Source organism: Allobosea sp. Tri-44, from assembly GCF_004123845.1.
Lineage (GTDB): Bacteria > Pseudomonadota > Alphaproteobacteria > Rhizobiales > Beijerinckiaceae > Allobosea.
The window spans coordinates 234,526-261,252 of record NZ_NBDP01000003.1; the positions used below are offsets into that span (position 1 = coordinate 234,526).

At 65.5% G+C, this 26,727-nt stretch carries 25 protein-coding genes; 7 read left to right on the forward strand and 18 right to left on the reverse strand.

The window, feature by feature from the left end:
• Nucleotides 1–27 precede the first annotated feature (27 nt).
• On the reverse strand, nucleotides 28–660 hold the full coding sequence (locus B6S44_RS01155; protein ID WP_129154973.1) for a VOC family protein: 633 nt from the start codon (nucleotides 658–660) through the stop codon (nucleotides 28–30).
• A 667-nt stretch (nucleotides 661–1,327) separates the two neighbouring features.
• Between B6S44_RS01155 and B6S44_RS01160 the strand changes: the two genes are divergently transcribed.
• Complete coding sequence (locus B6S44_RS01160; protein WP_129154974.1) at nucleotides 1,328–2,338, forward strand: ornithine cyclodeaminase family protein; 1,011 nt, start codon at nucleotides 1,328–1,330, stop codon at nucleotides 2,336–2,338.
• Nucleotides 2,339–2,401: 63 nt separating this feature from the next.
• Here the strand turns inward: B6S44_RS01160 and B6S44_RS01165 are convergent, their stop codons facing one another.
• The 11 genes from B6S44_RS01165 to B6S44_RS01215 form a co-directional block, all read right to left on the reverse strand.
• Entirely contained in the window at nucleotides 2,402–3,355 is a 954-nt protein-coding gene (locus tag B6S44_RS01165; RefSeq protein ID WP_129154975.1) for an ABC transporter ATP-binding protein, read from the reverse strand.
• Nucleotides 3,352–3,987, reverse strand: a complete 636-nt coding sequence (locus tag B6S44_RS01170) for an ABC transporter permease (protein ID WP_206735056.1) — start codon at nucleotides 3,985–3,987, stop codon at nucleotides 3,352–3,354. Before B6S44_RS01170 ends, B6S44_RS01165 begins: the two co-directional genes overlap by 4 nt.
• Nucleotides 3,984–4,616, reverse strand: a complete 633-nt coding sequence (locus tag B6S44_RS01175; RefSeq protein ID WP_129154976.1) for an ABC transporter permease — start codon at nucleotides 4,614–4,616, stop codon at nucleotides 3,984–3,986. Before B6S44_RS01175 ends, B6S44_RS01170 begins: the two co-directional genes overlap by 4 nt.
• Nucleotides 4,613–6,181 (reverse strand): aromatic amino acid lyase, encoded by a 1,569-nt coding sequence (locus B6S44_RS01180; RefSeq protein ID WP_206735073.1) that lies wholly within the window; start codon nucleotides 6,179–6,181, stop codon nucleotides 4,613–4,615. The genes B6S44_RS01175 and B6S44_RS01180 overlap by 4 nt, the downstream gene beginning before the upstream one ends.
• Entirely contained in the window at nucleotides 6,178–7,062 is an 885-nt protein-coding gene (locus B6S44_RS01185) for a glycine betaine ABC transporter substrate-binding protein (RefSeq protein ID WP_129154978.1), read from the reverse strand. Before B6S44_RS01185 ends, B6S44_RS01180 begins: the two co-directional genes overlap by 4 nt.
• Before the next feature lie 122 nt (nucleotides 7,063–7,184).
• Nucleotides 7,185–7,859, reverse strand: a complete 675-nt coding sequence (locus B6S44_RS01190; protein ID WP_129154979.1) for a DUF1684 domain-containing protein — start codon at nucleotides 7,857–7,859, stop codon at nucleotides 7,185–7,187.
• A gap of 403 nt (nucleotides 7,860–8,262) precedes the next feature.
• The gene (locus B6S44_RS01195) at nucleotides 8,263–9,669 is read right to left on the reverse strand and encodes a M24 family metallopeptidase (protein WP_129155544.1); all 1,407 of its coding nucleotides are present in this window, start codon (nucleotides 9,667–9,669) and stop codon (nucleotides 8,263–8,265) included.
• A gap of 47 nt (nucleotides 9,670–9,716) precedes the next feature.
• Complete coding sequence (locus B6S44_RS01200; RefSeq protein WP_129154980.1) at nucleotides 9,717–10,532, reverse strand: ABC transporter permease; 816 nt, start codon at nucleotides 10,530–10,532, stop codon at nucleotides 9,717–9,719.
• On the reverse strand, nucleotides 10,525–11,355 hold the full coding sequence (locus B6S44_RS01205) for an ABC transporter permease (protein ID WP_129154981.1): 831 nt from the start codon (nucleotides 11,353–11,355) through the stop codon (nucleotides 10,525–10,527). Before B6S44_RS01205 ends, B6S44_RS01200 begins: the two co-directional genes overlap by 8 nt.
• A 33-nt stretch (nucleotides 11,356–11,388) precedes the next feature.
• On the reverse strand, nucleotides 11,389–12,429 hold the full coding sequence (locus B6S44_RS01210; RefSeq protein ID WP_129154982.1) for an extracellular solute-binding protein: 1,041 nt from the start codon (nucleotides 12,427–12,429) through the stop codon (nucleotides 11,389–11,391).
• A gap of 23 nt (nucleotides 12,430–12,452) precedes the next feature.
• Complete coding sequence (locus B6S44_RS01215; RefSeq protein WP_248309385.1) at nucleotides 12,453–13,565, reverse strand: ABC transporter ATP-binding protein; 1,113 nt, start codon at nucleotides 13,563–13,565, stop codon at nucleotides 12,453–12,455.
• Nucleotides 13,566–13,891: 326 nt separating this feature from the next.
• On the opposite strand from B6S44_RS01215, the gene B6S44_RS01220 reads away from it, so the two are divergent.
• Nucleotides 13,892–14,602 carry a GntR family transcriptional regulator gene (locus tag B6S44_RS01220; protein ID WP_129154983.1) on the forward strand — a complete coding sequence of 237 codons (711 nt, stop codon included), beginning with the start codon at nucleotides 13,892–13,894 and terminating at the stop codon, nucleotides 14,600–14,602.
• 307 nt (nucleotides 14,603–14,909) lie between these two features.
• On the opposite strand, the gene B6S44_RS01225 is transcribed toward B6S44_RS01220, so the two are convergent.
• The 6 genes from B6S44_RS01225 to B6S44_RS01250 form a co-directional block, all read right to left on the reverse strand.
• Entirely contained in the window at nucleotides 14,910–16,673 is a 1,764-nt protein-coding gene (locus B6S44_RS01225; protein WP_129154984.1) for a thiamine pyrophosphate-binding protein, read from the reverse strand.
• Between the two features lie 101 nt (nucleotides 16,674–16,774).
• Nucleotides 16,775–17,224: an Lrp/AsnC family transcriptional regulator gene (locus B6S44_RS01230; protein ID WP_129154985.1), complete on the reverse strand. Its 450-nt coding sequence runs from the start codon at nucleotides 17,222–17,224 to the stop codon at nucleotides 16,775–16,777.
• The gene (locus tag B6S44_RS01235; RefSeq protein ID WP_129154986.1) at nucleotides 17,221–17,574 is read right to left on the reverse strand and encodes a tautomerase family protein; all 354 of its coding nucleotides are present in this window, start codon (nucleotides 17,572–17,574) and stop codon (nucleotides 17,221–17,223) included. The genes B6S44_RS01230 and B6S44_RS01235 overlap by 4 nt, the downstream gene beginning before the upstream one ends.
• Nucleotides 17,575–17,577: 3 nt before the next feature.
• Complete coding sequence (locus tag B6S44_RS01240) at nucleotides 17,578–19,329, reverse strand: GMC family oxidoreductase (RefSeq protein WP_129154987.1); 1,752 nt, start codon at nucleotides 19,327–19,329, stop codon at nucleotides 17,578–17,580.
• Nucleotides 19,330–19,340: 11 nt separating this feature from the next.
• Entirely contained in the window at nucleotides 19,341–20,768 is a 1,428-nt protein-coding gene (locus B6S44_RS01245) for an NAD-dependent succinate-semialdehyde dehydrogenase (RefSeq protein ID WP_129154988.1), read from the reverse strand.
• A 78-nt stretch (nucleotides 20,769–20,846) separates the two neighbouring features.
• Nucleotides 20,847–21,500 (reverse strand): TetR/AcrR family transcriptional regulator, encoded by a 654-nt coding sequence (locus B6S44_RS01250; protein ID WP_129154989.1) that lies wholly within the window; start codon nucleotides 21,498–21,500, stop codon nucleotides 20,847–20,849.
• 180 nt (nucleotides 21,501–21,680) lie between these two features.
• Between B6S44_RS01250 and B6S44_RS01255 the strand changes: the two genes are divergently transcribed.
• From B6S44_RS01255 to B6S44_RS01275, 5 genes are all read left to right on the forward strand, one after another.
• Nucleotides 21,681–22,655 (forward strand): TRAP transporter substrate-binding protein, encoded by a 975-nt coding sequence (locus tag B6S44_RS01255; protein ID WP_129154990.1) that lies wholly within the window; start codon nucleotides 21,681–21,683, stop codon nucleotides 22,653–22,655.
• Nucleotides 22,656–22,689: 34 nt separating this feature from the next.
• Nucleotides 22,690–23,322, forward strand: coding sequence for a TRAP transporter small permease (locus B6S44_RS01260; protein WP_164985672.1), 633 nt, complete (start codon nucleotides 22,690–22,692; stop codon nucleotides 23,320–23,322).
• Nucleotide 23,323: 1 nt separating this feature from the next.
• A complete protein-coding gene (locus B6S44_RS01265) occupies nucleotides 23,324–24,586 on the forward strand; it encodes a TRAP transporter large permease (protein WP_129154992.1) in 1,263 nt (420 codons plus the stop codon).
• Between the two features lie 26 nt (nucleotides 24,587–24,612).
• Nucleotides 24,613–24,969 (forward strand): hypothetical protein, encoded by a 357-nt coding sequence (locus B6S44_RS01270; RefSeq protein WP_129154993.1) that lies wholly within the window; start codon nucleotides 24,613–24,615, stop codon nucleotides 24,967–24,969.
• Nucleotides 24,970–25,497: 528 nt separating this feature from the next.
• On the forward strand, nucleotides 25,498–26,658 hold the full coding sequence (locus B6S44_RS01275) for a PQQ-dependent sugar dehydrogenase (protein ID WP_206735057.1): 1,161 nt from the start codon (nucleotides 25,498–25,500) through the stop codon (nucleotides 26,656–26,658).
• Nucleotides 26,659–26,727: the final 69 nt, after the last annotated feature.

Sequence of the window (26,727 nt, forward strand, 5' to 3'; positions counted from 1 at the left end):
CAATGACGACGACCTCGCAGCCGCTCGTTATGACGGCAGTTGCTTGCCGGCCTGCTCCCGGACGATGTACTCGGCGTACCAATCCGGCCAGTTCTCATCGTGTTGCCCGCCGTTCCGCTTCTCGTGTTCGCCATGCGCGGCCGCGGCGCGCCGAAGCGTGGCTGCGAGGTCATTAGATGAGGCGAACGTCGTATCGCCCGCGTCCACGCGTCCGGGCAGACGGTGGGTGATCTCCTGGATCAGCCAGTTGTTGCCGTCCGGATCCTTGAACGAGGCCCATGAGGCGTAGCTGCGTCGCGTAGGCTCCGGTCCGCTGCGACGGCCTCCATCCTCGCCATAGTGGTACACCTCGCTCACTTCGGCACCGCGCGCGGCGAGCGCGGCGCGCGTCGCCTCGATGTCGGACACGATGAAATAGGGCGCCACCGTGTTTCCCATGCCGAAGATGACCGACGCGGGCGAGCCTGGAGGCGTGAACTGAATGACCCGAAAGTTGTCGCCTGCAATGTCGGCGTCGAGTCTCCATCCCAAGTCGCTGTAAAAGTGCTTGGCGCGATCGACATCCGAAACAGGGATGCTGACGACCTCAAGCTTAAGGTCGGCCATCTGGATTCCCTGGGTATTGTCTGCAGTCTCGCTGCGCACCTGAGTATCGCTCATGTCGAACTCCTTGGGTTTGGGTGCCTTGAGAGCGGCGGGTCGTTCAGGCCCTTTCACGTCACAGGATCTTTGCCATTAATCAGCGGCCAGCTGCCTAGTCAGCCGCCGGCCCTGCAGCGGCGGCAGCAGTTACGAGCTAGATTGAGCGGCTTTGGTGGCGGTCTCTGCACGCAGCCTTGGCTGGATGCGTTGGCATCGACCCCCTCCTGGCGACCGTGCTTGAGCCAACGTGAATCTACCATACCGGCCGAGGGTTGGCTTGCTTCAAAAGCAGGCTCCAGGCGACGCACCGAAGCCAGGCGTCACTCCCGAATGTCCGAGTTGGGTTGAGGGACGCCCTCCGCGGCACCATTCTTCCCCTTGCCAGAAAGCAGTCCTTCCGGAGGTCCCCTTTGGGCCACAAGCGTGCCGTCGCGCGCCTGGGTGGAATGCGTCATATGCTGACATTGGGGCGCTTCCCGAAGCTGGACGTGAATCGCCGATTGGATAGGTGGCTGCCGACGATCTGATGCGGAAGCGTTGATTAGATGACCAACGCAAGTGGCTCCGAAGTGATCCCATTTTCAGCCATGCCGAGCGACCAGATTCCGCGCTTTTGTCGTCTCCGCATGAGGGACGATCCCAGCCAAGATTGGACGGTTGCGGTGGGTTGTGCTGAGGTAAAGGCATGCCCCATCCCCCGCTCCACATCGACTTCCTGAATGCGCTCGATGTTGAGGCGTTGGCTCTGACCGACGCGGAGATCATTGCCGCCGTGGAGGCGGGTCTTGCCGCACAGGGGCAGAGGCAGACGGAGATCGAACCGCGCGTGCATCTGATGCCGAAGGCCGGCGCCAACGGCCATTTCAACGTGCTGCGCGGGGCCTTCCGCGCGCCGATCAATCGCGCCGGAGTCAAGGTGATCGGCGACTTCGTCGATAACTACAAGCAGGGCCTGCCCTCGGAGATGGGGCTGCTCCTGCTGATGGACCCGCTAACAGGCGTGCCGACCGCGATCGTCGACGGTAGCCACCTCACCGATATGCGCACCGGTGCCATCACAGCGATCGGCGCGAAATATCTCGCCCGCAAGGGCTCGAAGGTGCTCGGCCATGTCGGCGCGCGCGGCACGGCCTACTGGAACGTGCGCCTGCTCGATTCCCTGTTTGATTTCGACGAAATCCGCGTCCATTCCCGGCGCCCTGAAAGCAGGGACGCTTTCGGCGCGCGCCTTTCGGCCGATCTCGGCAAGCGCATCGTCGTCACGGAGGACTGGCGCTCCTGCGTCGAAGACGCCGACATCGTCGTCGAGGCCTCGCGGCTGAATGCCCCAGAGCCGATGCTGAAGACGCAGTGGATCAAGCCCGGCGCCTTCGTCGTGCCCTATGGCACGATGAGCGCGGTCGAATTGTCGCTCACCGATATCATGGACAAGCTCGTCGTCGACGACTGGGGCCAGTGCAAGGGCGGCCCTTTCGGCTCGCTGCGCGCCCATGTCGAGGCAGGCAAGCTCTCGGAGGCGACGCTCCATGCCGAGATGGGCGAGATCGTTGCCGGCCTGAAGCCTGGCCGCGAGAGCGATGACGAGACCATTCTGTTCTGGCATCGCGGCCTTTCGCTTTCGGACATCGCGCTCGGCCATTTCATGCTGGAAAAGGCCAGGACGCTGGGGCTCGGCCAGCGGCTGCGCTACGCGTGAGCCCGGACGCCCGAGGCCGGCTCCGGCTGGCCCGTCATTGCGAGCGCAGCCACGCCGTGACGATCAGGACATGGGGCCGCCGGCGCTGCGTGCCCGGATCGCCGCCAGCGTGATCTGCCCCAGCGCCGTGCCGTCTTCGCCTAAGATCGTCGCGGCCTCGCGCCCCTCGGCCAAAAGCGCCGACAGCACCTCGCGGACGGTCAGCGAGCCCGGCAGCTCGAGCCCTCCGACCGCGCCGCCCGCTTCGACCGCATCGTGCGCCCGCACGAGCGACAGCCGGCGCAACGCCCGGTCGGCGCCGACGAAATCGGCGACGAAGTCGTTTGCCGGCGCAGCCAGCAACCGGTCCGGCGTGTCGTATTGCACGAGCCTGCCATCCTTCATGATCGCGACGACGTCGCCCATGCGGATCGCCTCGTCGATGTCGTGCGTCACCAGGATGACGGTCTTCTGCAGCCGCTTCAGGATGGCGAGGAACTCGTCCTGCAAGCGGCCGCGCACGATCGGGTCGACGGCCCCGAAAGGCTCGTCCATGAGCATCACCGGCGGATCGGCCGCGAGCGCGCGCGCCACGCCGACGCGCTGGCGCTGCCCGCCCGAGAGATGGCGCGGATAGCGCGAGAGATACAGCGCGGGGTCGAGGCCGACGAGCTCCAGCATCTCCTCGCTGCGCGCTCTGATGCGCGCGGCGTCCCAGCCGAGCAGCCTGGGCACGGTGGCAACGTTCTGCGCGATCGTCATGTGCGGGAACAGGCCGATCTGCTGGATGACGTAGCCGATATGCCGCCGCAGCTCGACAGGATCGGCCTTGGTCACATCCCTGTCGCCGACGATGATGCGTCCCGAGGTCGGCTCGATCAGCCGGTTGACCATGCGCATCGTCGTGGTCTTGCCGCAGCCGGAGGGGCCGATCAGCACGCAGACCCGGCCCTTCTCGATCGTCAGGTCGAGCGCATCCACCGCCGGGCGCGGGACGCCTGGGAACAGCTTGGTGACCTTCTCCAGCTGGATCGTCATGAGGTTCCCATCCGCAGCTGGCGTGTCATCAGCCGTTCGATTCCCGCAAAGGCGATCTCGACCGTCAATGCCAGCAGGGCGACCGCGACGGCGCCGGCGATCAGTTGTGGGAAGTTGAAATTGGCCATGCCGGCGGTGATCAGCTCGCCGAGCCCGCCGCCGCCGATGAAGGCCGCCAGCGTTGCCGCCGAGACGATCTGGACGGCTGCCGTGCGGATGCCCGCGAAGATCACCGGAAGTGCCAGCGGGATCTCGATCTGCGTCATCACCTGCCTGTCGGACAAGCCCTGTCCGCGCGCCGCCTCGACGATGTCGGCATCGACCTCGGTCAGCCCCGTATAGGTGTTCAGCAGCAGGGCCGGGAGGCCGTAGAGCGTCAGTGCCACGACAGAGGGCAGGAAGCCCGTGCCCAGCAGCGGCAGCATGATCACCAGCAGCGCCAGCGACGGCACGGTCCGCAGGATATTGACGGTTGCGATCGCGGCATTGGCGAAGCCTCGATGGCGCGTCAGGGCCAACCCGAGCGGCAGCGCGATCAGAAGCACAGCGGCCAGCGCGACACCGGTGAGCCAAAGATGGTTCTGCAGCGCGACGATGAAAATCGAGGGGTTGGCGGCGATCCATCCGGTCACCAGGCGGTTTCCGCCTGGTTGGCGCGCAGGCGCAGCTCGACCCGGCGCAAACTCTCGTCGCAAAGGATTGCCAGGGCCGATGTTACCACCGCGCCGGCAACGACCTTCTCGCCGAAATCCTGGGTGATGCCCTGGAAGATGACGTCGCCGAGCCCGCCCGCATTGATGAAGGCGGCCACCGTCGCGACCGAGACCTGCGTGACCACCGTGATGCGGATACCGGCGATGATCACCGGGAGCGCCAGCGGCAGCTCGATGGAAAAGAGCCGACGCCACCTGCCATAGCCCATGCCGTCGGCGGCATCGAGGATGTCGGGCGAAATCTCCCGCAGGCCGGTTGCGACGTTGCGGATGATGATCAGCAGCGCATAGGCGACAAGCGCGACGATCGCCGGCCAGAAGCCCAGCCCCAGATAGGGGATCAGCAGCGCGAAGATCGCCAGCGCCGGCACGGTATAGAGCGCGCCCGAGACCAGCAGCACGACGAGGGCGAAACCCGGCCGTCGCGCCGAGAGCACACCGAGCGGCAGGCCGATGGCGAGCGCGATCGCAAGGCCGACGCTGACGAGCTGAATATGCTCCCACAGCGCCAACAGCAGCCGGTCGTAGTTCTCGATCGTCCAGCTCATGGCCCCGAGCCTTCGCCGGTCGCCATGTCCGTCAGGACCAGTCCACCGGCTTCGATGGTCAGAGCCAAAGCCTCGTATTCGCGCCCCATCGGTCGGTCGTCGTCGAGGCGGGCGACGTGTCGGCGAACGAAGGCGTGCACGGCCGCGGTGCCGCGCCCGAGCGTGATTTCGCCGCGCAGATCGACGGCTTCCGCCGCGACGACGAGTTCGATCGCGGCCAGTCGCGTCAGGCGTTTCGCGATGGCATGCGTTTTCTCCACGATGGCGGGCGTCATTGGCGCGTAGTCCTCGACGCCATCGGCGACGGGCAGGGTCATGGCGCCGAGCGGCAAGGCGAGACGGCGGATCTCGGCCTCCAGCGCCGAGACGGTCTTCTGCGAGGTCGCGAAACCCGAATGCGAGCCGCCATGTCGTGTCAGGAAGCGCGGTAGGTCGCTCATCGAAGGCGACATCAGTTTCATGATGCGTGCAGCCGAAGTCGCCGCCAGATGCGCCAGCGCAAGGCCTGCCGCCTCCAGCGTCAGCGCCAGCTCGGTTGTGTCGAAATTGACGCTGGAGAGCATGGCGTCGCGCGATACCAGCACGGCCGGGCTGTCGCAGATGCTGGCAAGTTCCGCTTCGACGATTGTCCTAGCCGCTGCGACGGCGTGGGATGCATGGCCTGCGATTGGAGTGAGACAACGGAAGGAGAGAGGGTCCTGAAGCCGCCGTGCCGTGCCCGCCTCGAGCAGGTCGCTGCCGGCAAGCAGCGTGCGTAGCCAATTAGTGCCCGCGCTATGACCCGGCATGCCCCGCATCGAGGCGAGATCGGCGTCGAGCGGTGAGAGATTGGCACGAAACCCCTCCATCGCGAGCGCTCCCGCGACGACACTGGCCTGCAAGGCCGTGCTCAGCGCGTCGACCGCCAGCGCCGCCAGCCCGATGCCTTGCGAATTGGCGTTCAGCAGAGCGAGCCCGTCCTTGGGGCCGAGTTTCGGCAGAGCGATGCCGGCTGCCGCCATCGCTTCGCCGCCGGGTCGAACCGTGCCGGCGAATTCGGCCTCGCCCGCCCCGATCAGCGGCAGGAAAACCTGCGCCAGCGGGCTGAGATCGGCCTCGCCGAGCGAGCCGATCCCGCGCACGATCGGGTGGACACCGGCGTTGAGCATGGCGGCGACCGTCTCTGCCAGCGCCGGGGACAACCCCGATGCGCCGTGGCAGATGCTGACAAGGCGCGCGAACAGCAGTGCGCGCACCGCCTCGATCGTCAAGGGCTCGCCGACGCCAACGGCTCGCGCCCGGATCGCCCGTGCCTGGAACGCGGGAATGGCCTCGCTCGAAAGCCTCGTATCGACGGCGGCGCCGAGTCCGGTCGTCAGACCGTAGACGCTGTCGCCGCGTTCGAGCGCGCGCAGCACGACGGCGCGTGCCGCCCGCAGGCGCGGGCCGACGGATTCATGCAGGGCGACAGGAGCAAAGTCGCGCGCGACCGCGACGATCGCCTCGATCCCGATCGCAACCTCGCCGAGAACGATCGCGGCGGGTCTTGCAGCCGCGTCGCCTGCCGGCGTCGATCCGGCGCTCAGTTCACCAGCCCCTTGGCCTTCAGGAAAGCGGCTGCGACGGTGCGCGGCTCCTTCTTGTCGACCTCGACCTGGCGGTTCAGCTCCTGCATCGTCGGGTTGTCGAGCGCGGCGCCGACCTTTTCGAGCACGGCGACGATCTTCTCGTTGGCGGCGATCTCAGGGCGGACGACCGGCGCGAGGAAATAGGGCGGGAACAGCGACTTGTCGTCGTCGAGCGCCACGAATTTCTCTGCCGCGATCTGCCAGTCGGTCGAGAAGCCATTGGCAACCTCGATTTGCTTCTGGTTCAGCGCCTCATAGCGCAAGCGCAGTGCCGCGAACTGCTTGAACTCCGCGAATTCGGCCCCGTAGACCTCCTTCAACCCTTTGATACCGTCGCGGCGATCGACGAACTCCGTGCCGGCGCCGAGCCTGAGCTTCGACGAGGCCTTGCCGAGATCGCTTAGCGTCTTGAGGTTGAGTTCCTTGGCAGTCTCGGGCCGCACCACGATTGCATAGCCGTTGTTGATGCCCGACGGCTTCAGCCAGGTCAGGTTGAACTCCTTCTCGTAGAAGGCCTTGACCATGCCGCGCACTTTCTCGGGGTCGGTCTCGGTGACGCCCTGCGCCTTCATCACGGCGTTGAGGCCGGTGCCGGTATATTCCGGATAGAGGTCGATGGCGCCGCTCTTCAGTGCCTCATGCGCGACGAGCGTGCCGCCAAGATTGATCTTGCGCTCGACCTTGAAGCCGGCGGCCTCCAGCGCCGCGCCATAGAGTTCCGCCACGACGAACTGCTCGGTGAAATTCTTCGAGCCGATCTTGATGGTCTGGGCCGAGGCGGTTGAAAGGCCGGTCGCCAGCACTGCGGCAGCCGCAAAGACCGTTCTGAGAATGCGCATGGCTTGGGTTCCTGGGGATGCGATGGGGGCAGGCTAACAAGCGGGGCGGCCGATGCAAGGAACGGGCGAAACAAAGAATGGTGACGCGCGTTTCGCATCGCCCGATGGAAGATCCATATACCTCACGACACTCCGGGCAGGGCATTCCGTTCTCCGCCCCGGATCGCCACCGGCAGGCGGTTCTCGATCGGCGAGAGCGGGCAGACCCAGGCTTTCGAATAGGCGCAGGACGGATAATAGGCGAAATTGAAATCGAGGATCAGGCGGCCATCGGCCGTGCGGCCGAGGTCAGCGCTCTTGATCGTATCGAGCAGATAGCGCCCTCCGGCAAAGCTCTCGCGCCCATTGGTCGCGTCGCCGAAGGGCAGGAACACCCCGCCACCATAACCCTCGATCCAGTAGAGCGTCAGCTCCTTACCCAGCGCGGGCTCCAGACCGATCGTCATGGCGAACGGCACGAGTGTCAGCATTCCGTCCTTGCCAGCCTCCAGCTGGATCGTCCCGCGGTCGATGGCCGGGCCGAGCTCGACCTTGAAGCGCAGCGACGGATCATAGACGAAGCAGTCGATGCTGCGAAATTGCGCCCTGCGCGCCACTGCCAGAGGTGACTGCAAATGCTCGCGGAACAGCCGGTCGCGCACGCCGCGCCAATGCGCCCAGCCTTGCCGAGCGGGCATGGCTCTAATGGCTGCATAGAGATCGGCTATCTCGCGCCGCCAGCCATACAGGCTGACATAGTGCTCAAACGCTGTGTCGGCTGGCACTTGCCCCGCGGCCTTGAGGGTCTGATCCGTCATGATGTTGCGCCCTTGCGGCGGATACCCCGGTCAACGCACCGCAACCCGGCAAGTTGCACGGCAAAAATGTTCCACTATCGCCGCGTCAGCTCATGGCAGCTGGGACATCGGAAAGCGCTCGCGTGGCGTTAACGCGGCGAAGTCGAAGGTGACGATGTCGCCAGCGGGGAACTGGTTGATGTCGCGAGCGTGGTGGTCACGGTACGGTCAATCCTTCGCTTAAGAGTGTGGGGCCTCGCGGAAGTCCGGCTCGCCGCGCGTAACGATCATTGCGCGAGCGACGACGGCCTTGGGGTGACGATTCATGAGACGGTGGCATGCGCAGCGTCGTGCGCAAGGTCCTGATCAGCTCGCGATGATTAGCGCTCCGCGCTTCGGAAACGGAGCGACTGTGCGGCTCATTTCAAACCGCAACGCGATGCGTTGCCAGTGGCGTATGGCAGCTCAGGTTCTCGAAACCGTCCCGCGTCACGGCGTAGAAGTCGCCGAGATTGGCGCCGGCCGAGAGCGGCTCCAGCCATTGCGCGTGCAACACGAAGACCATGCCTTCCTCCAGGCGATCGTAATTGTGCGAGGCGAGGTTGAAGCTGTTGCCGGCCCCGGCCATGCCGACGGCGTGGCCAATATTCGGGTTATGGGGGCCGTGCGTCGCCGGATAGACATGCATCAGCTTGCGGCCCTGCGCCTCCCAATCGGGATCGCTGACAATTTGCCGCTTGATCAGCCGCGGGCCGCCATCCTCGGCCGTGCTCCAGTTATAGGGCATGGTGCGCGTTTCCGGCGAGGTCAGCAGGCCCTTCTCGATCAGGGGTTCGAAGGCGGCGTTGTTGATGTCGCGCATCAAGGCACCGGGCTGGATCAGCTTCTCGGCGCGCTTGACCCCTTCCTCGCAGGCGGAGAGCACCAGTTCCTGCCGATCGGTGATGTCGCCGAAGGCGATCATACGGGAGGTCTGGGCGTTGTAGCCCCGGAACGTCACGTTCGAGATGTAGAGATTGGCGATATCGCCCGACCGCATGACGTGGCCGTAGGGCTTGCCGCAATGGGTGCCGAAGGCGTTGGCGCCGATCTGGTAGCCATCAGCCGACTCCCCACCCCGCGCCAATTGCGCGTAGGTGAAGGCGGCGAAGATCTCGTGATCGGTCACGCCGGGCTTCGCCACATGATAGGCCGCCTGGATGCCGATATCGATCAGCTGCGAGGCGGCCCGGAACATGTCGACTTCGCGCGGCGAGCGCACGCGCTGCATGCGGTCGATGATGCTGCTGTCGTCGACGAACCTGGCGCACGGGACCAACTCTTTCAGCAGGCCGATGAATTCTCCGGAACGGGCGTCGCCCATCCAGCCAATCTGCGGACGGGCAGGGACGAGGCCAGCCAAGAGCTTGGCGCAGGCTTCCGCAGTCTTGACCACGGACGAGCCCGGCCGGTCGGCATATTCGCGCCCGATCGCGCCGATCTGCCAGATGTCCTCGACCAGGACCGGCTCGCCGCCCGGCGGCAGAATGACGGCCTGCGTGAAGAAGGAGAGCAGCGTCAGCGGCTTGTCCTCGTCCATCGGGACGATCAGCACGCCCTCGCGCATCCAGTCGCAGAGATAGCGCAGATAGGCGTTGGAGGTGTGAAACCAGCCGATCATGTCGGTGTGGACGATGAGGACGTCGTGCCCGGCGACGACGCATTCGCGGCGAATCTTGCGCAGCCGCTCCTCGAACTCCGCGAGCGGAAGTGGAATCGGTGCATTGAACTGGAAATCGGGCTCGAAATCGGCCAGCAGGGCTTCGATGCGGCGGTGGCCGGTCAGCGGCATGAATGTCACGGCTTGGATCCTTCCAGGAGACTGAATTTGACGCAGGCCTAGCCTTGGCGCTTGGGCTCGAGCGCTCGCCAGGAGACGATGAGGCACAGGAAAACCGCGCCGATCAGCAAGCCGGAAATCGCGGCGACCCGGACGTCGAGCGATTCCTCGATCATCTGGAACATCCGCAGCGGCAGCACCGTGGTGCGCGCATCGGCGAGGAAAAGCGTCACGGAGACATTGTCGAGCGACTGCATGAAGACGAGGAACATGCCCGCCAGGATGCCCGGCAGCATGAGCGGCAGCGTCACGCGCAGGAAGGTGCGGAACGGGCCCGTACCAAGCAGAGCCGAGGCCTCTTCAAGGCTGGGATCGAGGCGCTGGGTGATCGCCGCGCAGGCGCGGTACATCAGCGGGCCGAACACGACGATATGGCCGAACACGACAAGCCCGAAGGACGGGCTCAGGCCCGCGCGCCCCGAGGCGATCAGCGCTGCGAGACCATAGACGAGGCTCGGCAGCACGAGCGGAGCCAGCATCAACGGCTCGACCGCTGCCGAGGCCGCTGGCTTGAGCCGGGTGACGCCATAGGCGGCCGGCGCGGCGACCAGCAGCGAGCCGAGCACGGTGAGCGCCGCGATCTGGACCGAATGCAGGATCGCCGTATGGATCGGGGCCGACTGCGCCGGGTCGAGCAAGGCGCTGTACCAGCGCAAGGAAAGCCCGTCCGGCGGGAATTTCAGCGTCTGCCCGGCGGTGAACGACATGGCCAGACCGACCGCGACGGGGGCGATCATGAAGGCGATGGCGAGGCCGCCGAGGCCGTAGACGAAGAGCCGGTAGGCCCAGTCAGATGGGCGGGAACCGTCAAGCATGGCCGGCGAGCCTCGGATGGCGGGAAGCGGCCGTCATCGCCAGCATGACGACGCTGGTCGCAGCCAGCAGCACGAAAGCCGCCGCCGCAGCCGATGGCCACTGGAACAGCACGCCGACCTCGCGATAGACGAACTGAGGCAGATAGATCAGCCGAGCGCCGCCGATCACCGACTGCGTCACGTAAGAGGTCGTCGCACCGGCGAAGACCAGCACCCAGCCGGCGAGGATGCCGGGCGCCATCATCGGCAGCAGGATCGTGGACAGGACGCGCCAGGGTCCGGCCCCGAGCGTGGCCGCGGCAGCCGCCAGACTGCCATCGCTGCGCGTCATGACCGCAATCACTGGCAGGACGAGCAGCGGCAGCTCGATCTGGGCGAGGACGACGACGAGCGCAGTTTCATTGAACAGAAGGCTGCGCGGAGCCGGAAAGAAGCCGAGCTCGACCATCGCCTGGCTGATCGGCCCCAGCCGGCCGAGGATGACGATCCAGGCGAAGGTGCGCACGACGTTGCTGGTCAGCATCGGCAGCAGCGTCAGGAAGACGATGACGCGACGCATTCTCGGGCCGGCGTGCCAGTAGAGCAGCACGATCGGCAGGGCGATGAGCGTCGTCAGCGCGACCACCTTCGCGCCGAGCCCAAGCGTGTCGACGAGGACGCTGAGGATGAACGGATCGGCGAACAGGCGCCGATAATTGTCCAGCGTCGGAGCGCCGGAGGTGTCGACGAGACTGAACACCCCGAGCAAGGCGAGTGGCACGAGGAACCCCGCCAGCGACAGCACCAGCATCGGCAGCAGAAACGGCAGTCCGGTGCGGTTCATCCTGCTCTCGCCCCCTCGGTCAAAGCATCTGGCTCACTTGCGGACGACGCGGTCGAACTCGGCCGTCCAGGCCGCGCGCTTGGCGTTGATCTTCGCCCAGTCCGGGTAGACCAGCGTCTTCATCTGCTCGTCCGAGACAAAGGCCTTGATGCCGGGAGGCAGCGGCACGTCCGCGTTGGTCGGGATCATCTCGGTCGGCGGCAGTGCGAGCTTGGCCTGGGCGTCGGCCGAGATCGCCGCATCCATGTACTGGTAGACGCCCTGGGGATTGGCTGCGCCCTTGGCGAGGTGGATCGTCACCGGAACGCTCGGCGAGCCGCTGGCGGGATGGACGAACTCGCAGGGCACGCCGAGCGATTTGAGGCGCGCGACATTGCCGGTGCTGGCCATGAAGACGGCGATCTCGCCCTGCTGGAACATCGTCATCTGCTGGCTGCCATTGTTGGCGATGGCGCCGATCTTCGGCAGATGCGAGGCGAGGAGCTTGAAGACGGGCGCCATGTCGTCTTCGCTGCCGCCATAGAGCTTGGCGATCTCGACCCACGCCATGGTCGCGGTATTCGAGCCGAAGCCGATCCAGGCGACCTTGCCGTCATAAGCGCGGTTTTCGAAGAGATCCTTGTAGCCGGCGGGTTTGGGCACCAGGCTCGGATTATAGGCGATGCCGTTGATCTCGACGGTGACGTTCGGCCCGTATTCGGTGCGGGCGGCGGCGGCGAGCTTGCCCCAGTTCTTCAGCCTCGACGGGTCGATCTTCTCGATCAGCCCGCGGGATGCCGCTTCCGCCGTCTGGCCGGGCGACATCAACAGCGCATCGAAGGGGGGCTTGGAGGGGTTGGCGAGCAGTTTCGCGAGTTGGTCCTGCGCGAGCGCCGGTGCGACGACGAGCTCCGTTCCTTGCGCCTGGACGAGCGGCGCGACGATCTTGCGATAGGCGTCCTCCCATGCGTTGGGGAAGGAGGCGGCGACGACAGAACCTGCCGCGCGGACGGAACCCGGAGATAACAGCCCAAGTGCCGGGAGGCTGGCGAGGCCGGCGGTGAATTGACGACGGCTGAACGGACGGCTGGTCATGGCGGCGATCCTTCTGATGGCGGTCAGGGAGCAGGGAACAGTCGGCAGCGATCGAGAGCGAAGGTCACGAAGACGTCTTCCGGCAGGTTGTCGGTTGAAGAGCCCGGCATGCGGCTTTCGGCGGCGCGGACCTGATGGCTGCCGGCGACCAGAAGGTCGTGCATCATCAGTGGTCCCTGGGGGACGGAGAGCAGCCGCTTCGCAGGCAGGGCGCCGGCGGATGGACCGGCCTGAAGCATGACGTGCTCGGGCCTGACCGCGAGGACGACAGGCGAACCCGGCACGAACCCGACGGGGGCGGGCATCGGCAGCATGGCGCCGGAGCTCAACCGCAGCAGGGCGGCGCCACCGGCGCCCGTCTCGACGATGGCATCGAGCAGCGAGGCGTGGCCGACGAAGCCGTTGACGAACAGGCTTGCCGGACGATCGTAGAGTTCGGCCGGCCGGCCCGCCTGTTCGACGCGGCCGCGGTTCATGACGATCAGCCGGTCGGCGACCGACTGCGCCTCGTCCTGATCATGCGTCACGATGATCGCCGTGATGCCCAGGCTGCGCTGGAGGCGGACGAACTCGAACTGGAGATCGGCGCGCAGGCCTCGGTCGAGCGCCGCGAAAGGCTCGTCGAGCAACATGATCGCCGGGCTCGGTGCCAAAGCGCGCGCGACCGCGACCCGCTGCTGCTGGCCGCCGGAGAGCTGCCGTGGCAGGCGATCCGCAAAAGGAGCGAGCCGCACCAGCCTGAGCATCTCATCGACGCGCTCGCGGCGCTCGGCGCGCGGAACGCGCGAGATTCCGTAGGCGATGTTCTCGGCGACCGTGAGATGCGGAAAGAGCGCATAGTTCTGGAAGACCATGCCGACGCTGCGCTCGCGCGCCGGGACATTCGTAACGTCGCGCTCGCCGATCCGCACGGCCCCCGCGGCCGGGCGCAACAGCCCGGCGATGACGCGAAGCATGGTCGACTTGCCGCAGCCGCTTGGACCCAGGATCGCGGCGATCGTACCGGCGGGAACCTCGAAGCCGACATCCTCTATGGCTGCCGCCCCGGCATAGGCGTGGCTGACGCCCGCCACGGCGAGACGCTGTCCGAGTCGCGGCACGGCAGGCTCCAGGTTCGTCTCGGCCGCCATCGACATGGTGCGTCATCCGATCGTTGGGATCGAGCGCCTTGACCATCCGCGATGATCACCAACGCTCCTCTCTCGGCGATTCCTGAAAAGCGTCTGGCAAGGCGCATGCCAACCGCCGGCGGAATGTCGGACAGGCGGCGCTAATGCTCTGAAAATAAAGTCAAAAATTTGCTTTTGGCATGGATATCATAATCAAAATCTAACTTGGTTTCATATTTGAAACCATTTTTGGCTGCACAAATTTCGACGCACTGAGTGTTAAATGGGCTGTATCCTGATGCCTCTAAACGCTATCTGTGATCGGCACGTATGACGGCAGTCAGGGAAGCAAGATGAACGAGCGCGGCAGCGAAATGTCTGGCGACGACGTTGTCGTGCGCATCTGCGACACGCTGTCGGAAGCGATTGCCGAAGGGGCGCTTCGCCCCGGCATGAAGCTTCCCGAGGATGTCATCGGGGCGCATTTTGGCGTGAGCCGCACCGTCGTTCGCGGGGCCATCGCGGTGCTGCAGCGCGATCACATCGTCGAGCGCAAGCGCAATCGCGGTGCCTTTGTCGCGGAGCCCGGTATCGAGGAGGCGCGTGCTCTTCTGGAGGCTCGCCGCGCTCTCGAATTGCTGATGCTGGAACGCGTCTGCGAGCGCGCCGACCCGGAACGGATTGCCGCATTGGAGGAGCTCACGATCGAGGAGGAGCGCATTCACGCTGCTCCCGACGCTGCTGCGAAGTCCAGGCTCGCCGGCCGCTTTCACGTGGAATTGGCCAGGCTCAGCGGAAACGCCGTGCTGCTCGAACTGCTGGAGAAGGTTCTCGCCAGGATTTCGCTCGTCGATGCGCTATATCGGCGGAAGAATGGCGATCAGTGCGGCGCCGACCACCACCGCCAAATCATCGGAGCTGTTGCGCGAGGCGACAAGGCGGATGCTATCGCGCTCATGAGCGAGCATCTTGATGATCTCGAGAACCGGCTCCTGCTCGATGAAGCTCAGGGCGAAAGCCATAACCTGACTGCGGTGCTGGAGCGCTTCTCGGCGCGTTGTTAAACGGCCTCGTGCAGTGGCCCAATCCACAATTGCTGGAAAGGGGCAGATCCCGGTCGATTACAAATATCCGGTTCCGAGCAATGATTGAGGGACCGCTATTGGCGCAAGGTTTCGGTTCTTCCTTTGCGAGAACACCGGCACGCAATCGACAGTCGGCCTCCATTCGAAAACGGAAACTGCACCTAGAGCAGGATGCGAAAAAGTGGGAACCGGTTTTTCGCATCGATCCTGCTCTAACCCTTTGATGAGAGACGGATTCAGATTTCAGTTGGCATCGCCTTGCGATTCCAACTGAAATCATCCGGCTCTAAGGGGCGGATTTGGGCGACGACCTCGCCAACTCCACATTCCTGGCGTGAGGTTGCGCCAAGGGGTCTTCGCCAAGCCGGCGCAACCAGGAAAAGACTGGCGGAGCCACGTCGGCAATCGATTCGACGATGATATCGATGAAGACCGGGCCGTCGAACGCCAGGGCTTCGTCCAGGGCCGCGGTCAGCTCGGCAGCGTCCGTCACCCGCCAGGCCCTGAGGCCGAACGCTTCGGCGATGCGCGCGGCGTCCAGCGAGAGGAAATCGACTGAGTAGGTCGCGTTGTGGCCGTGAAGGCGCTGCAGCGCCTTGATCCAGCCGAAGCAGCCATTGTTGAAATGGATGAGCACAGCCGGCACGCCGAGCCGGACCAGCGTCTCGAGCTCGCCGCAGTTCATTCCAAACGAGCCATCCCCGAACAGCGCCAACGGTCGCGCCTCCGGGCGTGCCAGCCAGGCACCGACTGCCGCCGGCAGCGCATAGCCGAGGCCGCCATAGGCGCGTGGAATGATGAAATCGGTATCGGGATCGTCGAGCCGCAGCAGGCGCGTCATGTGCGGCGTCGGCGTGCCCGGATCCGAAAGGATGCTGAAGGCGCCGTCCAACCGCTCGTTCAGCGCCTGGACTACGCGCTGGGGTTTCAGCGGCAAGCTGTCGTCGAGAAGCTCGTCCTGCACTTCCCGCCAGAACTGCGCCCTCCAGCCATTCAATCTTTCGAGCCATTGTGGGTCCACTGCGAGCGTATCTGGCAGGGCCGCAGCCAAGCCTTCCGCGACCGCGCGTACATCGCCGTTTATGCTGAGCGCATTGGCCGAGTTGTTGCCGATGATCTCGGGATCGATATCGATCTGGACGATGCGCCGCTCGTGATCGGGTGGCGGGAATGTCCAGCCGACGGACACGACCGAGCCGAGGCGGCAACCCCAGTAGATGAGGAGGTCGGCTTCTGCGACGGCGCGGTTGGCATGCGGATGAAAGCCGTTGTCGCCGGTCACGCCGATGGCGAGCCGATGACCGTCGGGCAACGAGCTCTGCCCGGTGATGGTGTTGACGATCGGCATGCCCAGGCGTTCGGCCAGAGCGAGCAGCGCCGCGCCGGCTTGCGACCGCTTCGCACCGCCGCCGAAGACGAAAAGCGGGCGCCGCGCCTGGCCGATCAGGGCAATCAGGCTGTCGAGTTCGGCCGACGTCGCTGACGGCCGATAGGCCGGGAAACTGCAATGATGCGTCTCGACATGCAGCGAGACGGCGGCCGGCTCGACCTCTTCGTGAAGCACGTCCTCAGGGACGGCGAGATGGACGACGCCCGGCTTGCCGCCCGTCGCGACGCGGAAGGCACGGCGCACCGTGTCCGGCAGCCTTTTGGCGGATTTGACCAGCCAGGACGCCTTCGCCACCGGCTCAAACAGACGGGCGCAATCAAGTTCGGTGATGACGCCGCGCCCCTCGCTGGCGACCGGCGTGTCGCTGGTGATCACGATCAGCGGAACCGAAGAGCCATTGGCCTCGGCGACACAGGGCAAGACATAGGTCGCCCCGGCGCCGCTCGGGACCTCGACCACCCCCGGTCTGTTGGTGAGGCGTGCATAGGCGTCCGCCATATAGCCGGCCGAACGCTCGTCGCGGGCCATGACATGGCGCAACTGTCCCTGCGCCTCGCGCAGAGCGTCATAGAGCGGGACGTTCGTATCGCCGGGCACGCCGAAGATGACGTCGACCCCATAGGCTGTCAGCATGTGAACGAGAAGGTCGGCGCCGCGCATGTCAAAGATTCCTGATGAAACGCCACCCTATGGCACGGCACCGTCGACAGCATCGGCATAGTGTCGGAGCCATTGCTCGGCGACTGGCGAAATGCCGGAACTCAGTCTCCGCGCGTGAATTTCTTCGCCAAGACGATCAGCGTCATGCAACGTTCGACTGCTTCCAGGCTTGTAATCTCGTCTATGACGGCATCCAGGTCCTCGCTGAGAGGAGCTTCCACGACCAGCATCAGATCAAACGCGCCGCTGACCGAGGCGCAACTGCGGACTTCCGGCAGGCTTTCGAGCCGCCGCACCACCTCCGACTGCCGACGCTGCCTGATCGAGAGCAGAAGCGTTGCTTCCAGTTGCTGTCCGACCGCCGGGCTGGCGAAGACGGCGCGATAGCCCGTGATGGTGCCGTTGCGCTCCAGCCTCTCGATCCGCTCGTGCACGGTCGTTCGCGGCAAGCCGAGCTTTTTTGCGATCGCTACGGTCGGCTGGCGCGCATTCGCGGCGAGCACCGCCATGATCCTGCGGTCGTTGTCGTCTTCCCTGTTGGCGCGCGTCATGGCAGCCGGCGCCCTGCGACGAACCAGTCTGCCGGGCGGCTCTCGCAGAAGCAGATGTCGATGTCTGCCGCAGGCGCGCCAAAGCGCGCCAGGGCCGCGATGCAGGCCAGCGCGAGGCGTTCCTTCAGCGCCGGAGAGCGTCCTGCGAGCATGGCGATCTCGATCAGGCAATAGCGCGCGCCTCGGTTTGCCGGTGCGACCATCTGCTCGGCGGCATAAGGTCGCCAGAACAGTGTCAGCGCCGCCGGCCCGAGCGACCATGCCGCCATTGCAGCACCCCGCAGCCCTTCAAGTGCGGCATCCGGCGCAGCGCACCAGTCCTGCGCGGTGTGAACGGCGATCACCGGCATGGCCTAGCTCGCATCCGCCGAAACGACCGTCGCCGCCGCCGGTCCTGGCTGCTCCGACAGGATTGTCGCGCTGATCTTTTCGGCGATCATGATCGTCGGGATGTTGGTGTTGGCGCTCGGCACGGACGGCATCACCGAGGCATCGGCGATGCGCAAGCCGGCGACGCCAATGACGCGGCCATCGCCCATCACCACGGCATCGGGATCACCCGGCGCACCCATGCGGCAGGAGCCGGCGGCGTGCCAGACTCCATGGACCGAGCTGCGGACGAAATGCTCCAGAACCTCGTCGTCGGCGAGCATCCTCTCCAGCGGAGCTCCTTCGGTGACGACATGGCGCAGGAGCTTGCGCCTGAGCCAGGCCGGACCGTCGAGACCGAAGGCAAGGATCGAGGTCAGGATCAGGTTCTTGGTCGAGACGATCCCGAGGTCGCGGACGCGCTCGCTGTAGCTCGTCGGGAATGGATCATGCGTCACGGCGCGGAGCGCCGGCTGGCCGAAGATGCCGGCGGCCAGCCGCAGCCCCGACATCAGGCGGTCGAGATCCCGCCGGTCGGACAACAGGGCGAACTCGACGCGAGGCTCCTCGGCCGTCGAGGCGGAGGTCAGGACGACCTTGCCCCGCGAGAACGGCCGGTTCACCCAGGTGACCAGCGAGCCGAGCTGCAAGCCCACGGGGTGCCAACCGGTCTTGCTCAGGGCGACCATGTACATGTCGCCCTGCGGCGCGCCGGCCTGGCCGGAGGAGTAGCGCAAGCCGAGATGGGTGTGGCGGCGGAGCGCGGGCTGGAGTCGGGCCTCGCGGCGGACATAGGCCGAGACCGAAAGCGCCGGATGCTCCTGCAGATTGCGCCCGACGCCACGCCGGTCGGCGAGGACGGGAATGCCGAGCGCTCTCAGCTCCGCGGCCGGACCGATGCCATTGCGCAGCAGCATGGCAGGCGAATGGAGCGCGCCGGCGCAGATGATCGTCTCGGTGCCGGAGATGCCGACAGGCCCGTCCGGCCCTCTTGCCGAGACGCCGGTGACGCGTCCGTCCAAGATCGTCAGCGCCTCGACCCGGCAATCGGCGATGATCGTCAGGTTGCGGCGGCGCCTGGCGGAATTGTCGAGATAGGCGATCGCCGTCGAGACACGCCGGTCGTAGACATTCGAGATGGCGATCGGAAAGCAGCCGTCGCCGAACTCGGCGTTCTGATCCTGCATCGGGGAGAAGCCCGCCTCGACCATGGCGGCGGCCGCGGCGCGCGAGAAGCCGGGCCACACCTCGGGCTGGATGCGCCGGATCGGGATCGGCCCGGTGTTGCCGTGGAGCGGGCCGGCGAAGTCCATGTCCCGCTCGAGCTTGCGAAAGAACGGCAGGACGCCCTGCCAGTCCCACCCTTCGGCGCCATTCGCGGCCCAGTGGTCATAGTCGCTCGGCAGGCCGCGGTTGGCCTGCATATCGTTGAGGCTGGAGCCACCGCCCATGATCCGCGCCTGCTCATAGCGCTTTGCCTTCGGCAGGGCCGACGGATCATTGTGCGAGACCGGCTCGAGGAAGACCTTGAGGTCGGCCCAGATGTTCGCCGGATTGAAGTAGGCGACACGCGGATAGCTGTCGAGGATCGCGGGCTCCTCCTGGTCGGGGGGCTGATCGCGCCCGGCCTCGATCAGGACGACCCGATGCTGGCCCGAAGCGGAGAGGCGGTTCGCCAGGACGCAGCCGGCGGAACCGCCGCCGACGATGATGAAATCGGCTTCCAGTTTCTGCATCGCCGCCACCGTCAGGCTTCGTGCACGAAGCGGGTCAGGAGATAGGGCTCGAGCCCTTCCGGCCCGCCCTCATGGCCCCAGCCGCTGGCACCGGACCCTCCGAACGGCACCTCCGGCAACGCGACCGTGAAGGTATTGACCCCGATCGCGCCGGCATTCAGGCCTTGCGCCAGTCGCCGGGCCGTCGGGGCATGATCGGTCACCACATAGCCTGCCAGGGCAAAGGCGCTGTCATTGGCGAGCGCGAGGGCTTCGTCGAGATCGTCAAAGGCCGCGACGGGAGCGATCGGGCCGAATGGCTCGATGCGCATGACCGCGGCCGAGGCAGGCACCTCGGCCAGCACCGTCGGCGAAAAATAGAAGCCGGGGCGCTCGAGCGGGCGCCCGCCGGCAACGACCCTGGCATTCGCCCCGGCGGCATCCGAAACCAGGACCGACATCGCATCGAGGCGACGAGCGTTCGACAGCGGTCCCATCCCGGTGGCATCGTCGCTGCCCGGCCCGACGACGATGGCGCGCGCCCGCTCGGCCAGCCGAGCCAAGAAGCGATCGTACCCTGAGCGATGGACATAGAAGCGGCTGGCGACATTGCAGCTCTGTCCGGCATTCCGGAACTTGGCGGCGGCGACCAGGTCGGCGGCAGCTTCGGGATCGGCGTCGGCGCAGATGATCGTCGGGGCATGCCCACCGAGCTCCATCGTGCAGCGCTTCAACGCCGCCCCCGCCTGTTGGGCGAGCTGGCGGCCGACCGCGGTCGAACCCGTGAAGGTGACCTTGCGGATGACGGGCGAGGCGATCAGGACAGAGGAAATCTGGGCCGGATCGCCGAAGAGCAGGTTCAGTGCGCCAGGCGGCAGTCCCGCCTGCCCGAGATGATTGGCGATTGCGAGCGCGGTCGCCGGCGTCTCCTCCGCCGGCTTGGCGATGACCGCGCAACCGGCGGCAAGAGCCGGCGCCAGCTTGCGCACCAGGTTGATGGCCGGGAAATTCCAGGGCGAGAACGCCGCGACGACACCGACGGGCTCGCGTGAGGTCGCCATGCGGGTGCCGGGGCTGCGGGCCGGAATCGTCCGCCCATAACTGCGCCGGGCTTCAGCGGCATAGAAATCGAAGGTGTCGGCGGCGGCGTCGATCTCGGCGAGCGCCTCCCGCATCGGCTTGCCATTTTCCTGCACGATCAGCGCGGCCATCGGGCTGCGGTCGGCCCGCATCGCCTGCGCCGTCAGGCGCAGCACGCGCTCGCGCTCGGGTGCCGGCGTCGCGCGCCATATCCGGTAGCCGTGCGCAGCCGCCGCTTCCGCCCGCGCGATCTCGTCGGCAGAGGCTCCGGCAAACTCGGCCAGAGCGCCACCGGTGGCCGGGTCGAGCACGGCGATGGTCGGGCCTGTGCCCCGGCAGGCCGCGCCGGCGATCCATAGCGAAGGACGGGGATAGGTCATCGAGCGCCGCCATTTTCAAAACATATGTTTGAAACATACATTTGAATCGACGGTACTGGCAATAGCCCTCGGCAAGGCTTATCCGGGCGGCGCCTCGAGACCGGCGGAGACGAAGCGAACGAGGCGGCGGACGGTCTTCTCGTGATCGGCCCGTTCGCGGTCGGTCTCGGCGACCGCGAGCGCCGCGGCAGGCGCAAGATGCACGAGCGTCTGCAGGACGGCGCCGCGCGCGCAGTCGTAGCGTAGCGCGATCTCCGTGCGGGACAGGTCGGGCAGCAGCTTCTGCAGCAGGTCGACGAAACGTTCGTGGACCGGGCCGAACTGCTCTTCGACGATGCGTTTTGTCAGCGGCAGCTGTCCGGTGCGGACCTGCATCAGAATCGTCATGACGTCCCGGTATTCGCCGGCTCCGAGCTCCACAAGGGGCCTCACAAGCGCTTCGGCGACGGCCGCTATCTTCGGCAGCGCCGGCGCCGCCTGCCGGATGCAGGCCTCGAGCGCACCGCTCCTCGCCCGGATGATCGGCTTCAGCCCGGCCTCGAAAACCTGGCGGATCAACTCGTCCTTGGAGCGGAAATAATAGTTGATCGCGGCGGTGTTGACGCGGGCCGCCTCGGTAATGTCGCGCACGGTGCCGGCTTCGAAGCCGCGCTCGGCAAAGACGGTGAGCGCAGCGGCCAGAATCCTCTCCCGCGTGTCAGGTTCGCTCGCCGCCGGCGCTGCTCGTTTCATCGAATCGTCCTTCCATAAGCCCGGGCGCCTGCGCGGACAGGTTGTCGCTCTATCGCTAGCGGCGCCAGATCGCGAGCGAAAGCCGCTTGACAACAGTTTTTTACAAACAGATGATTAAAACAATTGTTTTTATCAGGCATCGTGAGGGCGAGCCTGGAAAACCCGGAGGGGAATCCGATCATGCTGTCGAAACTGACGTCGAAGGCGTTGCTGCTCGCAGGCCTTTTCACCGCTTCGGCGGCTGTGGCCCAGGACGCACGCACGATCCGCATCGGCCTTGTCGTACCGCCGAACCAGCAATGGACCCTGAGCGCGCAGGGTTTCGGCGAGGAACTCAAGGCTGCGACCAATGGGCGGCTTTCGGTTGCGGTTTTTCCGTCGAGCCAGCTCGGCTCGGAAGCCCAGATGATCCAGCAGATCCAGACCGGAGCGCTCGACATGGGCTGGCTGACCACCGCCGAACTGTCGAACCGCGTGCCGGAACTGGCGGCATTGCACGCTCCGTTCCTCGTCAAGGACATGGATCAGGCCCGGGCCGTCCTGGAGAGCCCGTTCGCGGAGAAGATTCTCGAGCGCTTCCCGGCCAGCATCGGCGCCATCGGCCTTGGATATGGCATGACCGGCCTGCGCCAGATCCTGACCCGCGACAAATCGACGGGGATCGCCGACATCAAGGGCAAGAAGATCCGCGTCATACCGTCGGCGCCGGCGCGTGACTTCTACGAACTGCTCGGTGCGGCGCCGACGCCTGTGCCGTTCGCCGGTGTCTATGACGCGCTCGCCAATGGTCAGGTCGATGGTATCGACATGGATTTCGAGGCGACGTTCTACAACAAATACAACCAGCTCGCCAAAACCATGCTGGTGACCAACCACGTCATGGCGCCGATGGCGGCGGCCTTCTCGGCACGGGTCTGGCGTGAGCTGAGCGAGGCCGATCAGAAGTTGATCCGCGACCTCGTCGCCAAGCAGATGAAGCTCATCCGCAACGAGTTCGTCGCCAATGAGGAAGCCTTCCGCAAGCGCCTGGCGGAAGGCGGTTTCGAGATGCGGCCGATCGCGCGCGAGGCCTTCACGGAGATTGTCAAAGCCTGGGATGCGCGCTGGGCATCCAAGGCACCCGATCTGCCGGCGCTGCGCGCCTTCACCCGGTGACGCTGGCAGGTCGCGCCAACAGGAGAAAGCCCCAATGGATCTCATCGCGCGAAACGCGGTAGTCCTGCGCTGCCGTCGCAGGACCGTCGCCGAGGTGACGCAGGCCGTCAGCCGTGGCGTCGCCGCTGGTGAAAAGGTGCTGGTGACCGCCTTCGTCGCCGCGATCTTCGCGCTGATCCTGCTGAACATCGCAACCCGGGCTGCCGGCCGGCCGCTGATCTGGGTCGACGAGCTCGCGATCTATCTGATGGTCGCGACCTGCTTCGTCGGCACCTCGCTGACGGTGCGCCAGCGGCTCGACTTCGCCGTTACGCTCGTCATCGACACGCTCGGGCAAGCCAAGCGCAAGGTCGTCGACGCGACGCTGACCGTGGTCGGTCTTGCCTACGGGCTTTTCCTGATCGTGCTGTGCTGGCGGCTCTTCGATCCGGTGCAGCTGGCATGGTCGGGCTTCGATATTGCGGCCTACACCGCGGCGTCGCTGAACTTCCTCTACACCGATCCGACCCAGACGCTGGGGATTCCGAAATGGGTCGTCCTGCTCGTGCTGCCGCTTTACGCGGTCGGAGTCAGCATTCACGGCCTCGCCAATCTGGTCGAGGACCTGGGCTGGGCGGAACGCGAACGGATCGCCACCGACGTCGCCGCGACGCTGGAGGCAGGCTGACATGCTCACTGGTGCAGCCTTCACCGCCTTCCTGCTGGCCGGCCTGCCGATCGGGCTCGTGCTCTGCCTTGCGACGTTGTCCTATGTCGTGGCGACACGAAACTGGCAGCTCTTCGATTCCTACCTGATCCAGCTCTTCGGCGGCATCGATTCCTACGGCCTGCTCGCCCTGCCGCTGTTCATCCTGGTCGGCGAGTTCATGAACGCAGGCGGGATCACCACGCGGCTGCTCGGGATGACCATGGCCGTCACCGGCCGGATCCGTGGCAGCCTCGCCTATGTCAATGTCTTCGCCAACGGGCTGATCTCGTCGATCCTTGGGTCTTCGACGACCCAGATCGCGATCATGGCGCAGACGCTCGTGCCGGAAATGGTGCGCAAGGGCTACGACAAGAACTTTGCCGTCGCGACTACCGTCTCGGCGGGGTTGCTCGGGCCCATTATCCCGCCCTCGCTGATCTTCGTGATCTATGGCGTGATGGTACAGGCGCCGATCGGCGACATGTTCGTGGCGGGGATCATTCCCGGCCTGCTGATCATGGCGGCCTTCTGCCTGGTGATCTGGCTGATGGGCTTTTGGCTCGCCTATCCCGTCGAGCCCCATGCTTCTGTCCGCGAGCGCATCGGCCGGTTCATGCGCGGCCTGCCCACCATGCTGATCCCGATTGTCATTCTGGTCAGCATCATGACCGGATTGGCGAGCCCGACGGAATCGGCCGCGCTGGCCTGCGTCGCAGCGCTGGGTCTCGGCCTGGGCTATCGTGAGATCGATCTGCGCGAACTGCCGCGGATGTTCCTGCGGACCGGGCTCAACACGGCGATCGTTCTTTATCTCGTCGCCGCCGCCAACGTCTTCACCTGGGTCCTGATTCACGGCCAGGTGCCGCAGGTCGTCGCCAACTGGATGACCTCGGTGGCGAGCGGACCGGTCAGCTTCATGCTCTGGCTCAACCTCATCCTGCTGGTCATCGGCACGGTGATCGATGGCGTCGCGGGGCTGATCCTGATCGTGCCGATCCTCTATCCGATCGCGATCGGCCTCTATGGCATCGATCCGATCCATTTCGGGGTGGTTGTCTCGATCAATCTGACCCTGGGGCTGGTGTCGCCGCCGGTCGGGGCTGCGCTGTTCGTCGGCGCATCGTTGACGAACACCAAGCCGAGCGACGTCTTCGCCATGTCACTCCCCTTTTGCCTGGCAACCTGCGTGGTCCTGGTCGTTCTCAGCATCTGGCCATGGTTCACGCTGGCGCTGATCAGATGACTCCAAGCACAAACAGGAAAATCGCGATGAATCGGTCGAGCACGGCACCTGGCGGCGTCGCCCGCATCTGGCGAGGTCGGACCAGCAGCGCCCTGGCGAACGAGTACACCCAGTATCTCTACGACCACGGGGTGAAAAAGCTCGAGTCGCTCGGGGCGCGCGGTGTCCAGATGTTCCGCGAGGACCAGGCGGATTCCAGCTTCTTCATGGTGACTTCGTTCTGGGACAGCATGGAAGCGATGACCCGTTGGGCTGGAGCCGACCCGACCAGGATCAGGCACCTTGAAAAGGATCCCGAATATCTTCTCGAACTGCCCAGCAGTGTTCAGATCCTGAGCGTCGTCTCCTGCAACTGGATGCTGGCAGATATGATGCGCATTTAGAACATATTGGTTCCGTCGTACCTATCGCAGTCGCCCGCCATATCCGGGCGTGTCGAGATATCGAACCGCAGGCCGCGATCGGCAAGGATTCGGGAGAGCGCCAGCACGGTATCGTTGACTCGCGGTCCGGAAGTACCGGCTGGCAAGCAGCTCGACCGAGCGCGCGCCGCATAGACGATCGCGACGCGGCGAGATCATTGGCAATGTCGGTTTCCGGGCAACCCACCAGAGGCCGCTCCTGGCGCAACCGAGAAGGCCCGGAGGTTGCTTTACACGCATTGGTGCCTAGCCTCCCCGAGAAACGATGTTGCGTAGATTAGGGCCCTAACATAACAATCGTACGGCTGAACAGCGATTTCGGCCAAGGCCTGCTGATCGCGGGCCTTATCAATAGGGAGGCTTACTAGCTCGGAGGAGACATCGATGACTCGACGTGTTCGCTTCGTGATGCCCTGTGCCTTATTAACCTCATTCGTTCTGTCCGGGGCGGCGGCGGCCCAAACTCCCGGACTCACCAGCACCGCCGTGATGTCAGGTCGTGACCTTACCTGGGACATGGCATTCCTGCCCGACGGCACGATGTTCTTCACCGAGAAGTGCAGCGGACTCTCGGTCCGGCTACCATCCGGCAAGATCAACTCCCTGCTCGGCATCAAGGATTCCAAGAACTACCCCGACACCGCATCAGACCTCTTCTGCGGTGGTCAGGCTGGCATGTACGGTGTCGCGATCGACCCCGACTTCGCTACCAACCGCTTCATCTACGTGTCCTCGGCGTCGAACATGACCGCGCCGGGAACCAATCGGGTGCTGCGGCTGACGGTCAATCCCGACCTGACCAAGGTCTCGAACCGGCAGGATATCGTCACCGACATCGCCTACAAGCCGGCGCCCAGCAACCATCCCTTCGGCGATCCGGGCGCGCATAATGGCGGGCGCCTCCGCTTCGGTCCGACGGACGGATTCCTGTATGTGACGACAGGCGACACCCATAATGGCGAGGTGCCGCAAAGTCCGACCCGCATCGGCGGAAAAGTGCTCCGCATCGACCGGGACGGCAAGGCCGCGCCCGGCAACAACTCGCCACAAGGCTTCGATGCGCGCGTCTTCACCTACGGGCACCGCAACCCGCAAGGCATCTGCTTCCGCCCGGGCACCAACCAGCCCTACACGGCGGAGAACGGCCCCTGGCATAGCGACGAGGTGACGGCGCTAACCGCCGGCGGCAATGCCGGCTGGGATCCGCGCCCCAATATGGCGGGACGCGCCGACTGTCCCGACAACTATTGCGGCTATTCGCCGAACCAGATGGGCGCGGTGGATCCGAAGGATCGCTCGGCATTCATGCCGATGACCGACACCAAGACCTATCCCAACGCGATGAAGCCGGCCTGGAACAACGAGACGCTCTCGCAGGGCATGTCGTCATGCGTGTTCCTGAACGGCCCGCAATGGAAGGACTGGAACGGCCGGATGGTCGTGACCTTCATGGGGATCGGCATCCACGGAACGCCGGTCGGCAACCGCCTCGACGTGCTCGACATCACGCCCGATGGCTCGTCCGCCAAGCGCAGCACGGTGTCGTTGCCGATGCCGGCCGGGCGCTTCCGCTCCGTCGTGCAGGCGCCGGACGGCAGCATGTACGTCGCCACCGACCAGGGCGACGTCTACCAGCTCAAGCCCAACTGAGCGCATCCGCCAGCCGCGCCGCAGAAGCGGCGGTGCGGCTGGCCTTTCCTCTCCTGAGACGCCGCCCCT

Coding starts and splice junctions, on each gene's coding strand:
- B6S44_RS01265 (WP_129154992.1), top strand. CDS start 23,324: ATGCTCACTGGTGCAGCCTTCACCGCCTTCCTGCTGGCCGGCCTGCCG.
- B6S44_RS01275 (WP_206735057.1), top strand. CDS start 25,498: ATGTCAGGTCGTGACCTTACCTGGGACATGGCATTCCTGCCCGACGGC.
- B6S44_RS01220 (WP_129154983.1), top strand. CDS start 13,892: ATGAACGAGCGCGGCAGCGAAATGTCTGGCGACGACGTTGTCGTGCGC.
- B6S44_RS01210 (WP_129154982.1), bottom strand. CDS start 12,429: ATGACCAGCCGTCCGTTCAGCCGTCGTCAATTCACCGCCGGCCTCGCC.
- B6S44_RS01155 (WP_129154973.1), bottom strand. CDS start 660: ATGAGCGATACTCAGGTGCGCAGCGAGACTGCAGACAATACCCAGGGA.
- B6S44_RS01190 (WP_129154979.1), bottom strand. CDS start 7,859: ATGACGGATCAGACCCTCAAGGCCGCGGGGCAAGTGCCAGCCGACACA.
- B6S44_RS01235 (WP_129154986.1), bottom strand. CDS start 17,574: ATGCCGGTGATCGCCGTTCACACCGCGCAGGACTGGTGCGCTGCGCCG.
- B6S44_RS01240 (WP_129154987.1), bottom strand. CDS start 19,329: ATGCAGAAACTGGAAGCCGATTTCATCATCGTCGGCGGCGGTTCCGCC.
- B6S44_RS01160 (WP_129154974.1), top strand. CDS start 1,328: ATGCCCCATCCCCCGCTCCACATCGACTTCCTGAATGCGCTCGATGTT.
- B6S44_RS01175 (WP_129154976.1), bottom strand. CDS start 4,616: ATGAGCTGGACGATCGAGAACTACGACCGGCTGCTGTTGGCGCTGTGG.
- B6S44_RS01255 (WP_129154990.1), top strand. CDS start 21,681: ATGCTGTCGAAACTGACGTCGAAGGCGTTGCTGCTCGCAGGCCTTTTC.
- B6S44_RS01165 (WP_129154975.1), bottom strand. CDS start 3,355: ATGACGATCCAGCTGGAGAAGGTCACCAAGCTGTTCCCAGGCGTCCCG.
- B6S44_RS01185 (WP_129154978.1), bottom strand. CDS start 7,062: ATGCGCATTCTCAGAACGGTCTTTGCGGCTGCCGCAGTGCTGGCGACC.
- B6S44_RS01230 (WP_129154985.1), bottom strand. CDS start 17,224: ATGACGCGCGCCAACAGGGAAGACGACAACGACCGCAGGATCATGGCG.
- B6S44_RS01195 (WP_129155544.1), bottom strand. CDS start 9,669: ATGCCGCTGACCGGCCACCGCCGCATCGAAGCCCTGCTGGCCGATTTC.
- B6S44_RS01225 (WP_129154984.1), bottom strand. CDS start 16,673: ATGCGCGGCGCCGACCTTCTCGTTCACATGCTGACAGCCTATGGGGTC.
- B6S44_RS01260 (WP_164985672.1), top strand. CDS start 22,690: ATGGATCTCATCGCGCGAAACGCGGTAGTCCTGCGCTGCCGTCGCAGG.
- B6S44_RS01250 (WP_129154989.1), bottom strand. CDS start 21,500: ATGAAACGAGCAGCGCCGGCGGCGAGCGAACCTGACACGCGGGAGAGG.
- B6S44_RS01200 (WP_129154980.1), bottom strand. CDS start 10,532: ATGCTTGACGGTTCCCGCCCATCTGACTGGGCCTACCGGCTCTTCGTC.
- B6S44_RS01215 (WP_248309385.1), bottom strand. CDS start 13,565: ATGTCGATGGCGGCCGAGACGAACCTGGAGCCTGCCGTGCCGCGACTC.
- B6S44_RS01270 (WP_129154993.1), top strand. CDS start 24,613: ATGAATCGGTCGAGCACGGCACCTGGCGGCGTCGCCCGCATCTGGCGA.
- B6S44_RS01245 (WP_129154988.1), bottom strand. CDS start 20,768: ATGACCTATCCCCGTCCTTCGCTATGGATCGCCGGCGCGGCCTGCCGG.
- B6S44_RS01205 (WP_129154981.1), bottom strand. CDS start 11,355: ATGAACCGCACCGGACTGCCGTTTCTGCTGCCGATGCTGGTGCTGTCG.